The 12,679-nt window shown below is 60.6% G+C and carries 14 protein-coding genes; 4 read left to right on the plus strand and 10 right to left on the minus strand.

Going from position 1 to position 12,679, the window contains the following annotated elements:
- Window positions 1-27 precede the first annotated feature (27 nt).
- A complete protein-coding gene (locus ACO59D_RS01950) occupies window positions 28-1,023 on the plus strand; it encodes an SGNH/GDSL hydrolase family protein (protein WP_485125542.1) in 996 nt (331 codons plus the stop codon).
- Window positions 1,024-1,053: 30 nt separating this feature from the next.
- Here ACO59D_RS01950 and map read toward each other — a convergent pair whose 3' ends face one another.
- The gene (gene map / locus ACO59D_RS01955) at window positions 1,054-1,938 is read right to left on the minus strand and encodes a type I methionyl aminopeptidase (protein WP_485125543.1); all 885 of its coding nucleotides are present in this window, start codon (window positions 1,936-1,938) and stop codon (window positions 1,054-1,056) included.
- Window positions 1,939-2,199: 261 nt separating this feature from the next.
- Between map and ACO59D_RS01960 the strand changes: the two genes are divergently transcribed.
- Window positions 2,200-2,499 carry a YhbY family RNA-binding protein gene (locus tag ACO59D_RS01960; RefSeq protein ID WP_130811185.1) on the plus strand — a complete coding sequence of 100 codons (300 nt, stop codon included), beginning with the start codon at window positions 2,200-2,202 and terminating at the stop codon, window positions 2,497-2,499.
- Between the two features lie 7 nt (window positions 2,500-2,506).
- On the opposite strand, the gene ACO59D_RS01965 is transcribed toward ACO59D_RS01960, so the two are convergent.
- The gene (locus ACO59D_RS01965; protein ID WP_485125544.1) at window positions 2,507-3,334 is read right to left on the minus strand and encodes a fructosamine kinase family protein; all 828 of its coding nucleotides are present in this window, start codon (window positions 3,332-3,334) and stop codon (window positions 2,507-2,509) included.
- Between the two features lie 10 nt (window positions 3,335-3,344).
- Window positions 3,345-3,605, minus strand: a complete 261-nt coding sequence (locus ACO59D_RS01970) for an RpiB/LacA/LacB family sugar-phosphate isomerase (protein WP_485125545.1) — start codon at window positions 3,603-3,605, stop codon at window positions 3,345-3,347.
- Between the two features lie 788 nt (window positions 3,606-4,393).
- Here ACO59D_RS01970 and ACO59D_RS01975 point away from each other — a divergent pair.
- Window positions 4,394-5,512 (plus strand): glycosyltransferase, encoded by a 1,119-nt coding sequence (locus tag ACO59D_RS01975; RefSeq protein ID WP_485125546.1) that lies wholly within the window; start codon window positions 4,394-4,396, stop codon window positions 5,510-5,512.
- 123 nt (window positions 5,513-5,635) lie between these two features.
- Here ACO59D_RS01975 and ACO59D_RS01980 read toward each other — a convergent pair whose 3' ends face one another.
- The 6 genes from ACO59D_RS01980 to ACO59D_RS02005 form a co-directional block, all read right to left on the minus strand.
- Complete coding sequence (locus ACO59D_RS01980) at window positions 5,636-6,232, minus strand: hypothetical protein (RefSeq protein WP_485125547.1); 597 nt, start codon at window positions 6,230-6,232, stop codon at window positions 5,636-5,638.
- 47 nt (window positions 6,233-6,279) lie between these two features.
- A complete protein-coding gene (locus tag ACO59D_RS01985) occupies window positions 6,280-7,410 on the minus strand; it encodes a DUF1648 domain-containing protein (protein WP_485125548.1) in 1,131 nt (376 codons plus the stop codon).
- Window positions 7,407-7,829: a GntR family transcriptional regulator gene (locus ACO59D_RS01990; RefSeq protein ID WP_485125549.1), complete on the minus strand. Its 423-nt coding sequence runs from the start codon at window positions 7,827-7,829 to the stop codon at window positions 7,407-7,409. The genes ACO59D_RS01985 and ACO59D_RS01990 overlap by 4 nt, the downstream gene beginning before the upstream one ends.
- Window positions 7,830-7,898: 69 nt before the next feature.
- Window positions 7,899-9,515: a hypothetical protein gene (locus ACO59D_RS01995; protein WP_485125550.1), complete on the minus strand. Its 1,617-nt coding sequence runs from the start codon at window positions 9,513-9,515 to the stop codon at window positions 7,899-7,901.
- On the minus strand, window positions 9,508-10,263 hold the full coding sequence (locus ACO59D_RS02000) for an ABC transporter ATP-binding protein (protein ID WP_130811191.1): 756 nt from the start codon (window positions 10,261-10,263) through the stop codon (window positions 9,508-9,510). Before ACO59D_RS02000 ends, ACO59D_RS01995 begins: the two co-directional genes overlap by 8 nt.
- A gap of 79 nt (window positions 10,264-10,342) precedes the next feature.
- A complete protein-coding gene (locus tag ACO59D_RS02005; RefSeq protein ID WP_485125551.1) occupies window positions 10,343-11,599 on the minus strand; it encodes an ATP-binding protein in 1,257 nt (418 codons plus the stop codon).
- 454 nt (window positions 11,600-12,053) lie between these two features.
- Between ACO59D_RS02005 and ACO59D_RS02010 the strand changes: the two genes are divergently transcribed.
- Window positions 12,054-12,485, plus strand: a complete 432-nt coding sequence (locus tag ACO59D_RS02010) for an HIT family protein (RefSeq protein ID WP_485125552.1) — start codon at window positions 12,054-12,056, stop codon at window positions 12,483-12,485.
- On the opposite strand, the gene ACO59D_RS02015 is transcribed toward ACO59D_RS02010, so the two are convergent.
- On the minus strand, window positions 12,462-12,679 hold a 218-nt coding region (locus ACO59D_RS02015), incomplete at its 5' end, for a hypothetical protein (protein WP_485125553.1). The genes ACO59D_RS02010 and ACO59D_RS02015 overlap by 24 nt on opposite strands.

The following is a 12,679-nucleotide window of genomic DNA, read 5'->3' on the forward strand; positions in this document are numbered from 1 at the left end:
ATCGATGCATTCTGGAGAGGAGGCCGCATGGGACGCAGGGCTAGCGTCATTCTGACAGTTGCAGCACTTGTCTTGGCACTTGCCGGATGTGCGTCAGGCCTGGGCGGCTCGTCTTCCTCGCCAGATGGCGGAAATGAGGGCTGGCGCTTCTACCCAGGCCCCAGCGAGAATGACGACCGCGTGATTGTCTGTTGGGGAGATAGCCTGACCCAGGGTGTGGGCGCAGACGATGCGCTCGTCTCGCTTGCGGACGGGGAGCCGTACGACACGAGCTACCAGTCCTACCCGCAGGTCCTTTCTCAGCTCACGGGGCTGGACACCTACAACTTTGGCGTCGCAGGGGCAACGTCTGAGGAGATTGCCATCATGCAAGGCGCCCTTTCGCCCAAAGGTGCCGAGGAGCCAGGCGCCGCAGAGGATAGCGAGGGTGAGACGGCCAACGACGATGACAAGGAGACCATAAGCCACATTGATCCCATGGTCATCGAGCAGGGCCAAGAGCACGCAGGTGACATTCTCATCCTCGAGATTGGCAGCAACGGCGGCTGGGATGGGGACTACCAGACCCTCATTGACCAGTACAAAGCAATGATCGACTATTCGGGCTGCGAGGACTATCTCATCCTAGGAGACACCGATGACCCTGGCACCTCCGTGGGCGATACCAACCAGGAGCCCTTCACCGAGGACTACGCCCCCAAGGAGACCGACTGGGAGGCTGCCCTGCGTGAGTCCTTTGGCGACCACTTCATCAACATGCGCGTTTTTCTCATCAAGCATGGCCTGCAGATCTCGGGCCTCGAGCCAACCGAGCAGGACTTCGAGGACGCACAGCGCGGCTGCATATCGCAGCAGCTGCGCTCCGACTGGACCCACCTTAACGCGCGCGGATACTTTGCCGAGGCGGTCGCGGTCTACATGCGGGGCATTCGCCTGGGCTACTGGAACGAAGGCGAGGGCAGCATAGAGGTGCCGGAGGTTCAGCGTGAGTGCCCTGCAAGCACGGAACAAAGCACTCCCTGAGAAAGCCCCCGGCACCATTCCCGGCACGTTCTACCAGGACAGAAGCTCGTAGCCACCCTCGGTAACCACGAGCTGAACCTCCCACTGAGCAGAGTCGGAGCCGTCGGCCGTACGCACAATCCAGCCGTTGCCCCTGTCCGTCCTGATGCCCGGCTTGCCCGCGTTGACCATAGGCTCGATGGTGAAGCACATGCCCGGAACAAGGACGGGGCCAGTGTCTTCCTCGGAGACAAAGCTCACGAAGGGATCCTCGTGGAACTCGCGGCCAATGCCATGGCCGCCGTACTCCTCCACCACGCTGAAGCCGGCATCGCGACACACCTTGTTCACGGCCGCACCCACGTCGCCAAGGTGACCCCAGGACCTGACCGCATCAAGACCCGCGTTCACAGCGTTGTGGCACACCTCGACCAGGCGCTCGCGCTGCTCGCTCACCTCGCCGATGCAGTACATGCGACTGGAGTCCGAGAAGTACCCGCCCTTGATTGTGGACATGTCGACATTGATGATGTCGCCATCCTTAAGGATGTCTTTCTCGTTGGGAAAGCCGTGGCAGACGACGTCGTTGACGGACGTGCACACGCTGTAGGGATAGCCCTCAAAGTTGAGGTCCGCCGAGACGGCATCGTGGACGCCGAGGTACTCCTCGACCCAGCGATTGATATCCATGGTCGACGTACCTGCGCAGATGCGTTCACCCACGTAGTCGAGAACACCCATGTTCACGGCTGCCGAAGCCTTGATGCCTTCGATGTCTGCGGCAGTCTTGAGCAGCGAGCGGGGCAAGACCTCCTCGCCTTCCAGGTACAGGCTTTCCATGCGCTCGTCGGACGGGCCGTGGCACTTCTTGTACTTCTTGCCGCTCCCGCACCAACAGGGGTCGTTGCGTCCGGGAACGGGCAGGTTGTCAAACATGGCGATTCTCCCATCGGATTGAACTTTGATAGCGCTTTCACGACTGATAACGCTTTCACGATACCCCCACAGGGGGCAGGCTTGATGTCACGCTGACAAGTTAGACCAATCTAATAGAGGCGGGCGTGGGACACTCCGCTTGCGCCAACGTGCATGCTTCAAGGGGAAACGCCCCGCAATGGCACGTCGGCCTCCCTACGTGGTAACCTCCCATAGCGTTAATACCAGCGAGAAGCTCTGCGCTTCCACACAGGAGGAACCATGGAACTCACCGGTCGTCAGATTCGCCAGCTCCGCAGCATGGCCAACCGACTCGATGCGACCATCGGCGTTGGCAAGGCCGGCATCACGGATGCCGTCGTGCACCAGGCCAACTCCGCGCTCGAGGCAAACGAGCTTATCAAGTGCTCGGTTCAGGGCACCTCTGGCATGGACACCCGCGAGGCCGCCATCGCGCTCGCGCGCCCCACCCATGCCGAGGTCGTCCAGGTGATTGGCCACAAGTTCGTGCTTTACCGCACCTCTCAGCGCGAGGACATCGAACATATCCAGCTGGTGTAAGGCAGCCTCACGCGTAGCGGCGAGCGATGGAAAGCGCAAGCCCCACGTAGCTCTCGCCAAAAAGCACGCAGTGCAGAAGCGCCGGCACCAGCTGGTGGATGCCAACGCGCTCGCGCCAGCCATCGGCCAACGGCGACACCTCGTTATATGCGGCGAGAAGGTCGTCCAGGTAGGCACAGCCAAAGAGTTGGAGCATGGCGAGGTCGGTCTCGGCGTGGCCGCCTGACGCCATGGGATCAATGAGTGCGGCGCCCGTGGCCGCAGCGCGCGAGTCGTCAGCCGCCCAGAGCAGGTTTCCAGCCCAAAGGTCGCCGTGGATGCGCGAGCACGCGTGTCCCTCACTGCGGACGAGCTCCGGCTCCGGCGAGTCAAAGTCGCCAGCCGCCATGCGGTCCGCCACATGGGTGAGAAGCCGTACCTCCGATGCATCTACCAGCCCATCATTGCAAATCGTACGCACATGGGGCATTACGCGCCACTCGGCGCAAGCGGCTCCCCAACCCATATCGCCGACCGTCCCAGAGGGAACCACGGGCGTGCGCGAGCGGCCAATAGCGTAGCCTCTTCCGTTCCAGGCAGGCGGAGGACAGCCGTACCAGGCAGCACCTGCCGCATGCGTGCGAGCGAGCGCTGCACCAGCAAGGCGCGCCTTCTCCCGCGTGGGCACGCCCTCCTCAATACGCTCCTCAATCAGGCGATGGGCGTCGGCGTGCACAACATGCGAGCACACAAGGCCGCCGTCCCTCTCGGCCTCGCCAAGCCAGCGCAGCCCAGCTGCCTCACCGATAAGGTCTACCTGCGGATTGTTGTCTCTCTTCTCAAAAGTGTCGGGCATCGAAGCCTGCTTACCGCTCGCTCTCGATGGCAGAGATCTTCGCTATGCGGCACACGTGGCGCTCGTCTCCGCTGAACGGCATGTCGAGGAACGCGTCCACGATCTTGAGCACAAGATCAGGGCCGGTCACGCGTGCGCCCATCGTGAGGATGTTGGCGTCGTTGTGCTGGTGCGTGGCCTCGGCCGAGAAGCAATCACCGCACAGCGCTGCGCGGATGCCCCTGAACTTGTTGGCAGCGATCCCACCATGGTCACAGCCCAAAGCAATCATTTCTTATCCTTCCCTCGGTATTGAGGCCTGCTGGGCACAAGATGCCGGCGCAGGCAACACTCATGGTACGACTGGGAGACACGCGGTGCCGACCGAAAAATGTGACATCACGGTAACGCCTACGACATCTCTGGCGGTGCCCACAAGCCTGGGCTGGGCGATAAGTCGCAGAGACGGACGCTGAGTTGGAACCAACCCCTCGCTGAGATGGTCTAACAATCCGACCAAGACAGGCCTGCGCAACAACGCGAGCTGAAATTGCACACAGAATTGAGGATAAGTAGGTTATGTTCTATCTTTGGGGCTCTTCGATACGACGAGAAGCAATCTTTCGCAGCGAGTCGACAAGAAAACCCCAGATGGCAATGGGGCCACGCTCCATCAAATCCCGTCGAGCGTGGCCCAACGGATTCCAAGGTCAAAACATAACCTACTTATCCTCAATTCTGTGTGTAGTTTTGTCTTATCTTGTTGCACGGATGCCCCCAATCGCCGAATCCGGGACTTGGGCTCGATAGCCGCAGTCGCACATGTGGTTGCGGCAACACCTGCACTGCAAAGCAACCCCGGCCGCATGGTAACCTAAGCACCGGGGTTGTACCTTAAACCGGCTCCCTAGCCCGGAACCCATGACTTCGGGCAATGCAAAGTGCGCATGATTTGTTGCGGACCCTCATTTTATTTGGCTTCAAGTTGGCGGCTGCCATACTGGTGGTAGCCTAAAGTTCTTGTTTTATGTATTGTCTCGTCCTAAGCGAATCAAGCTGCTAGCGTGTTTGGAGAAGCGAATGCAAGACGATGCAAGCTCCCTGGTTTCTGTTATAGTTCCCATCTACAACGCCGGCAAGTTCCTGCGCCAATGCCTGGACAGCATCTGCGGGCAAACGCACAAGGAGCTCGAGATCATCCTCATAGACGATGGCTGCACGGATAACTCGCCCGCCATAATTGATGAATATGCAGCACGTGATCCTCGCGTGAAGGCGATTCACAAGGAAAACGGTGGCTATGGAGCAGGCTGCAACCGAGGCATCGACATCGCTACCGGCAAATGGATATCGATTATCGAGCCAGATGACTACATTGACGCCGAGATGTATCAGAACATGCTCGACTTTGCATCCAAATCCTCAAGCCAGATTGACATCATCAAGTGCCCCTGGACGGAAGTGTGCAACTGGGACGATCCCACAAAGACCGAGACGCGTCCCTGCCTGCTTGCCTCAAGGCTCGCGTCCCGCAACAAGCCCTTTACCCTCTCCGATGAGCCAATGCTCATCACCATGCACCCCTCAATCTGGTCTGCGCTGTATCGTCGAGACTTCCTAAACGAAAAGGGAATCCGCTTCATCGAGTACCCAGGGGCTGGCTGGGCGGACAACCCATTCCTCGTCGAAACGATGTGCCAAGCTTCGTCAATCCTGTACCTCAACAACTGCTACTACAACTATCGCGTTGACCTGCCTGGCAGCACCCACAACCACAAGACGCCGGAGCTGGTGACGCGACCCTTTGACCGCTGGGTCACGATGCTCGAAGTCATTAAGCGGCTTGGGATTACCGACGAGCGCATTCTCGCGGCCCACTATCAGAAAGGGTTCTCATACGCCTTTGGCGCCGAAATCGACGATGGCAAGGACAACCCGCTGGTCATTGAGAACGAGAAGCGCATCTTCAGCATGATGGACCCCGCCATCGTCGAGCGCATGTGCGAGGTACCAATCGGGCGCATTCGCCGCTATTGCGAGCTTATGGGCAGGCCAATGCCGCGCCATACGCAACTCAACAGGGGGGCGTACCTGCTTGGCAGCGCCATGTATACGGTACACTCCTTCGGCATCGGCAGGACTGCCGTGCTCACCATGCGTCACTGCTATATCACAGCGAGAGACAAGATCTCGACTTAGAGTTCCTCCCGCAGGGCGAGCGCATGCGAATAGCCGCCCGTACACGAGAGCGACAGCTTGGCGAGAACGTCAGACTAGCGACCGACAGCCCGGCTCCTGGGCGGCACCGCGCATCGCCGTTCCCTACAGGCTTGTCAACCACGCATGCCGACCGTCGTGGCAACACTCCACAGCGTCCACGAGCCACGTTCCTGAGAGGTCGGGATCACGCAGGGTGAACCGCAGACGCTCGGTGTGAGGTCCCTCGGGAAAGTCCATGTGGCGTGCCCATCCGGTGTCGTTGGCAAAGGGGAACGACATCTCGAGGTGCACAAGCTTAGCACTCCTCTGCGAGAACGTGAGCGTACAACCCCAGCCGAGAAACGAGTAGATCGATGGGTACTGCCAAGCGCAGCTGCGCTGACGGCTCATCTGCCTGGGCGTCACGTGCGGACCCACGAGGGTACAGTGACGCTCGAGGTAGGCGGAGAAGAGGTCGTCCGTATCCGGCATGCGCTCGCCACGCCGATGCCTCTCCCCAAGCCACTCCTCGTAGCGCCTGCCAAAGGAAAGGTAGCTCTCGTTCTCCTCGCGCGCAATCTGCCTGAGGAGGGGAAGCAACTGGTCACAGACCACTCGCGCGTTGCCCGCGAAGCGCTCAGGCGTGTCTGGCGAGACAACGAGCCTCGGCTCTACCGTCGGCTTGTTCAGCCAGCGCGTGACATCATCGGAAAATCCCATCTTGCTACCTCCACCGTCTCGGGAGCGATGCCCTCGTAAGATACCGCCTACCCCACCAGGATAAACACGGCCACGACGAACGCCACGGTGAGGACGACGAAGCCAACGACAATCGCCCAGGCGGCCGGTCGTGCGAAGTTCAGAGTCCAGCCAAAGCCGAAGCGCTTGGGCAAAAAGACGCTCGCGTCCTCCTGGTTGACGTAAAGCACACCGAGCTTCCAGTGCTCATCGTCATCCGACAGGAGCTCGCCGCCGTCCCGCATCCTCCTGAACACACGCGAGCCCGCCTGACCGTAGGTGACCGAGAGTACCACGCCACCTATGGCAAGGGGGACGCAGAGCATCATGATGCCGAGCCCTGCCTGACCAAGCCCGATGAATCCCGCTGATGAAAGCAGGAACAGAAGGCCGGTCCCCCCGCTCACGAGCACGCCCATGACAAGGAGGAGCACGCTTTGCGCATGGGCAAAGAGCCCGTATGCGAGCGCGGACGTGGCAGGCGCACCGGGGTCTACCGGATGCTTCGAGCGTAGGATCGTCCAATGGGCAAAGACGAAGCACGCCACCGTGAACGTCTCGATGGCAACGGGAAACCCGATGGCGCTACCAAGCGTCTTCGGTACGTAGCTGTTGACGTTCCCCATGAAGTCGGCATGCATCGGCAACTGCTCGGGCATGCCGGGATAGAGCACGAGTCCCAGGCAGACCGTCCCCAGGACGACGGGGGCGTAGACGAGATCCCATGCGAGAGGAATCGCACCCGGCAAATCCTCCTCGGCAACGCTGGCGACCGCCTGACGGCCCCTCACCCCCCAACCCTCGGAGCGCTTGAGCGCGCTCACCCTGCGGCGGTTGCGCAGCATGAACACGAACGACATGACCACAGGGACGAGCAGGGCGGCACACATAAGCGCCGTACCAATCCCTTCCTGGCCAGAGACCATCAGCATGCCAGCCGCCAGGGAGGCGACGGTCGCCACCGCCGTCAGGACGAGCATCACCATGGCATAGTGCCTCTTGAGGGCGACAAGACGCGGGTCGTGCTGAACGGAGGCGGGCACCGTCACGGCAAAGCACTCGCTGCGACGCATGAGGTACGGAGTAAAGGCGAGCAGCAAGCCAACGGTAAGCGTCAACGATGCCAGCATGCCAATCGTGGTGGCAGCAATCACAGTCATGCCCCCTCAGACGAAGAGCCTGCGGCCGAATCCGCAAACACGCGCCTGGCCTGGGTGCGCGCGGCCTCCAGGAACGTCTCCTCGGTTCCACCCTGGGCGCAGTGCTCCAGGGCAAGCTGGCGGAGGCCTGTCGCAAGCCGCTCCGCATTTGCCGCCACGCGCTCGGGTGTCGCAACCTGCCCAAAATCTGCCACTATCGCCCCCGAGCGGCCGCGCATGAGGAGATACCCCTCGTCCCGCAGCACGGCGTACGCCTTGTTCACGGTATGGAGGTTCACGCCGAGGTCGCACGCGAGCGTGCGCACGCTGGGGAGCCGGTCTGCGGGAAGGAGCTCCTCCCGTGCGATGGCCGCCACGATCTGGTCGCGAATCTGCTGGTAGACGGGTGTCTGATCCGTCTGGTCAATATGGAGGATCATGTCATCCCCTTCTCCGCGCATGTCTCTCTGCCATAGGCTGAATATACCATCGGGCCTCGCACCCGCCCTTCACCGTTCCTGGAGCGAGGTGTGCAGGGCAGACTTTCCAAGAAGCGCGGACGCCACAAGGACTGCCAGGGCGACGGCTAGGCCCGCCACGGAGCCCAAGCCACTCGCAAGCAGTGACGCCACAGCCCCAGCCATCGTCGCGAGGAAGCCCACGCCGACGCAGATGCCAACGTTCACCGAGCGCTTGACCGGCTCGTATTCGCTCATCCAGTCGTAGTTGGGACGCCGCGCGTCCAGGAGGGCACCCAGGCACGAGGACAGGGCCCCCATCGCCAGCGGGGCGATGACGCACGGGATGGCGTCGAGCGGTGTCCTCGCGACCCCCACGGCGACGATCGTCCCGGAAATCACGGAAGCAGGTCCCGTGACGAGCAGGCTCAGTGCCAGCTTGGCACCGACTATCGTGGAGGAGGGCACCGGCGCGGTCTGCGCGATCCAACGCGCACTCCCCTCGAGCGAGGTCGACGAGGCGGCAGGCGACGTCATCACCATGCAGAGCCCCAGGGCCCAGAGAAGCACCTCCGCCATCAGGGTGGTGACCGTGTCTCGATCTGCCCCCGGAATGTTCATCGCAGACGCGATGGCATCGGGTCCGATCGCGGCTGTCGCGATAGCGATGACAAGGGCGAGAATGGGACCGGGTGCGGTGTTCATGAGGTATATCGGAGTCCCAAACCACAGCCTGAACTCCTTGCGGACCAGCGCGACCAGGGGGCTTCGAGGGGCGCCCGCCCTCGTGGGCGCACTCCCCGCCCTACGCAGGCCCCCGGCACAGAGCAAGGAGTTCATGGGTACCAGAAAGCGCGAAAGCACCGCGACCACGGCAACGCCGGACGCCGTCGAGACGCCCGCGTACAGCGCAAGCGCGGGCATGCTCCCCCCTATCGCGTCCGCCGCCCATGCGGAGGGTGGCCACAGCGCCGACACGGCCCCTCTCATCTGCCCGCCCATCACGGCAAGGGCATCGAGGCCCCCTTGGCCGGACGTGCCCGTGCCTCCCGTTGCGAGCATGACCCCCACCACGAGCGCGACCGTGGCAAGCACGCCGACGATGCCGAGTGCGCGGTCGGCGAAGGGCGTGCGTGACGCCGCCCAGGCCACGCAGAACGAGACGACAAGGGCGAGTGCCAAAGGGATTGCCGGAGCCAGCAGCAGAACCAAAACGGAGACGATGACGCCTGCGGGCGTAACACCAATCGCGAGCAGGTAGGAAGCCATGAGCGGTGCACCGAGGACCAAGGAGCACACAAGCCCCATGCCATAGAGCGGGGCGACACGCGAGACGACCACGGCCCACAGGGGCGCGGGCATCGAGACGACGAGGTCGAAGTCCTCGAACCTGAACAGGAGCCCGTTCGCCTTGACGAACGTGGAGAACACGCAGCCCACGCCCGCCGTCGTAACGGCGAGGCAGGGCAGCGCCTCCACAGCACCGAGCGCAACAAGCGTCTTCCCGACCATCCACATATACCCTACGGCATACGCGACGAGCAGGCTAATGCCCACGGCGGCGAGCACGACCCTCCTCCGTGCCTTGGGATCGCGCTCGTTCATCAGACGGCCCACACCGAACGCGCCGAGCGCCTGGACCCTGAGCAGGGGCGCGAGGCTAGCCATTGCGCGCCTCCCTCGCAAGTTCGAGGAACACCTGCTCGAGGCTCTCGTCCCCTCGGACCTCCTCGGTCGTCCCCGCGCGGACGATGCCGCCCCGGCGGATGATCGCGACCCTGTCGCAGAGCCTCTCCACGGTGTCGAGCACGTGGCTCGAGAGGAAGATGGCGCTGCCGCGCGACGTGAGCTCGTGCATCATGGCGCGCAGCTCGTATGCCGCCTCGGGGTCGAGCCCGACGAAGGGCTCGTCGAGCACGAGCAGCCGTGGCTCGTGAAGGAAGGCTCCGATCAAAACGAGCTTCTGCCTCATGCCGTGCGAATACGCGGAGACCATCTCGCCAAGCCTGTCTTCCATCCCCAAGCGCTTGGCGAAGCCGTCTATGCGCCGTACCCGCTCATCGGAACCAACGCAAAACAGGTCCGCCACGTAGTCGAGGTATTGCATGCCGGTGAGAAAGCCATAGACGTCCGGGTTGTCGGGCACGTAGGCGCACACCCGCTTGCAGGCGACGGGATCCGTGCGGACCGATTTCCCGCAGATCCGGATGTCGCCCTCATCGAAGGAGAGGGCACCCACGATGGAGCGGATGAGCGTCGTCTTGCCCGCGCCGTTGTGCCCCACAAAGCCGAAGATGCTTCCCGGGAGGACCGAGAGCGCTACATCTTCCACGACCCTCTTTTTCCCGTAACTCTTGGAGTAGCCCTCGACGGCGAGAATCGGGCTGATCGGCTGGCGCATGCTGCCTGCGACCATTGCATGGCCTCCTCTGGAGTTGTCCCCGCCGGACGGCCTGATTCTATCATATCTATACTAGTATAGATAGAACAAAAACCTAGAAGTCAAGGCTATTCGCATCGAGCAGGAAGTCGTAGACGTTCATCGTCAGCACCCCATGCTCGTCATAGTGAGGCTCAAACCCCTCCTTGGTGATGATGGCCTTTTTGAACCCATCATCGATCCTGAGGAGAGACCGCTCCTCCTGCTCGCGCTTCCCCGGAGTGGGCATGGCAAGGACGGACTGAACGTAGTAGCGCTTGCTCCCCTTGTCGCATACGAAGTCAACCTCAAGCTGGGTACGGCACACCTTACCATCCTTGCCCCTGACGCCCGTGGGCACAACTCCGACATCAACACCAAGGCCTCGACCCCTCAGCTCGTTGTAGATGACGTTCTCCATGATATGGGAGCCCTCCATCTGTCGGAAGTTCATGCGCGCGTTGCGCAGCCCCAGGTCCGAGAAGTAGAGTTTGAATGGGGTGCCGATATACCTCCGGCCCTTCAGATCGTAGCGCTTCGCACGACTCACAAGAAACGCGTCCTCTAAATGCGATAGGTAGCGATCAACGGTCTCGGGGGCAATCGTCGTGTCCTTTTCGCTCCTGAAAGTCGCCGAAATCTTGGAGGGATTCACGAGCGATCCGATTGCCGAGGACAGTACGTCTATAAGCTCCTCAAGGTTTCCCGTGTCGCGAATGCCATTGCGCTCGACAATATCGCGGATGTAGAGTTCATCATAGAGAGAGGACAGATAATCGACCTTCTCTTGGGTCATCTTCTTGGAAAGCACCGCAGGAAGCCCGCCATACGTGGCGTATTCGGCGTAGCCGTCGCGTTTGTCGCCACCGTATGCACTCATGAATTCCGAGAAGCTCAATGGTGCCATCGCTATCTCCTGGCCGCGTCCCCTAAACTCGGTCACCACGTCCTTGGACAGCAGCCGCGCGTTGCTACCCGTCACGTATACGTCGACGTCGGGCATGGCAATGAGGTCTATAAGAACCTCAGGGAAGCTGTCAAGCAGCTGCACCTCATCCAGAAGCACGTAGCGTCTCCCGCTTGTCTTGCCGAGTTCCTCCATCACATAGGAATAGAAGATCTCGGGGTTTCGATATCTTCTGTTGCTGAACCGATCGAATGCCATCTCGATGATGTTGGTCTTGGGGATACCCAGCTTGACCAGGTAATCCTTGAACAGGTTGAACACTAGGAACGACTTGCCACATCGCCTGATGCCTGTAACGACCTTGACCTGATCCGACCCCATTCCAGAGATGAGCCCCTGCATGTAGCTGGGACGATGTATGATCATGGCAACTCCATCTGAAATTCATGGGCACTGTTGCATAAATTTCAGATAGATGTTTTAGACAGCGTGAGGCGTGGACGCAATATATATCTGAAATTTTTGCACATAGCCTCATGAATTTCAGATTGAAGTCAGAGGCCCCTTGTAAGTCTACAGTGCACATGGGCACGGTGTAGGGCAGCCGTATCGTGCATCAAGCAAGAAGGTCTTCGATAAACCAACCGTTCGCGAAACAGGCGTACCTGCACGAACCACGTCTCATGAACTCAGCGTTCAAGCTGTGGCACCAGTCAAGGGCCACCTCAGATGACCATAGCCGTTCAAGCCCCCAAGCAATCGGAGGAGGCGCAGACCACATCATTCGCAGTCCGATGCTTGGCGATGCTAAAGTTCTGTTGTCCCCCGCTCGACCAACCTATCGAGACGCCTGTCACGTCCAATTTCCGTCCCCCCTTCTATGAGGGTCACCAGGTGCCGACCATATTTTGTAAAAGAGTTAGATACTGGCTTCGTTGTGCTGGGCGACAACCAACATTTTGAGGAGTGCACCATCTTCCTCTGCAAGGAGCACACGGCAGAACTGGTTCAGCTGCCCCGGTCGTACAAGCTGAGGTCCTTAGAGGAAATGTCGATTGTTGCGGAGGCCGTGTCAAAGGCCTTTGAAGCAGAGAAGATGAACGACGAGCTGCTGGGCAACGGAGACACAGATCTGCACTGGCATCTGTTTCCCAGAAAAGCCGGTGACCTTGGCAACTATGGGAGCAATGGCAGGGGACCCGTGTGGTGGTATCCGATGGAAAAGATGTATAGCGACGACAAGCGCCCATCAGATGCAGCATTAAGAAAAATGAAGGGAAGGCTACTCTCAGAGCTGGAAGCTCTTTTGTGATATGAGTCCCGAGTGGTGAATCCTCACTGTGCCGGTACAGCGACAAAGCATGAGGCAACGGGCTCGCGCACGCCTTTTGATGATGCCTGCAAAAATGCTGTCGGAAGGGACATGCAGCGCAATTTCGTCACGGTCGCCCACAAAGCATGAGGCAACGGGCTCGCGCACGCCTTTTGATGATGCCTGCAAAAATG

The organism is Tractidigestivibacter sp., from assembly GCF_057241865.1.

Coding starts and splice junctions, on each gene's coding strand:
- ACO59D_RS01990 (WP_485125549.1), bottom strand. CDS start 7,829: ATGATCCTCCATATTGACCAGACGGATCAGACACCCGTCTACCAGCAG.
- map (WP_485125543.1), bottom strand. CDS start 1,938: ATGTTTGACAACCTGCCCGTTCCCGGACGCAACGACCCCTGTTGGTGC.
- ACO59D_RS01975 (WP_485125546.1), top strand. CDS start 4,394: ATGCAAGACGATGCAAGCTCCCTGGTTTCTGTTATAGTTCCCATCTAC.
- ACO59D_RS01950 (WP_485125542.1), top strand. CDS start 28: ATGGGACGCAGGGCTAGCGTCATTCTGACAGTTGCAGCACTTGTCTTG.
- ACO59D_RS01965 (WP_485125544.1), bottom strand. CDS start 3,334: ATGCCCGACACTTTTGAGAAGAGAGACAACAATCCGCAGGTAGACCTT.
- ACO59D_RS02005 (WP_485125551.1), bottom strand. CDS start 11,599: ATGATCATACATCGTCCCAGCTACATGCAGGGGCTCATCTCTGGAATG.
- ACO59D_RS01970 (WP_485125545.1), bottom strand. CDS start 3,605: ATGATTGCTTTGGGCTGTGACCATGGTGGGATCGCTGCCAACAAGTTC.
- ACO59D_RS01980 (WP_485125547.1), bottom strand. CDS start 6,232: ATGGGATTTTCCGATGATGTCACGCGCTGGCTGAACAAGCCGACGGTA.
- ACO59D_RS02010 (WP_485125552.1), top strand. CDS start 12,054: ATGAGGGTCACCAGGTGCCGACCATATTTTGTAAAAGAGTTAGATACT.
- ACO59D_RS02000 (WP_130811191.1), bottom strand. CDS start 10,263: ATGGTCGCAGGCAGCATGCGCCAGCCGATCAGCCCGATTCTCGCCGTC.
- ACO59D_RS01995 (WP_485125550.1), bottom strand. CDS start 9,515: ATGGCTAGCCTCGCGCCCCTGCTCAGGGTCCAGGCGCTCGGCGCGTTC.
- ACO59D_RS01960 (WP_130811185.1), top strand. CDS start 2,200: ATGGAACTCACCGGTCGTCAGATTCGCCAGCTCCGCAGCATGGCCAAC.
- ACO59D_RS01985 (WP_485125548.1), bottom strand. CDS start 7,410: ATGACTGTGATTGCTGCCACCACGATTGGCATGCTGGCATCGTTGACG.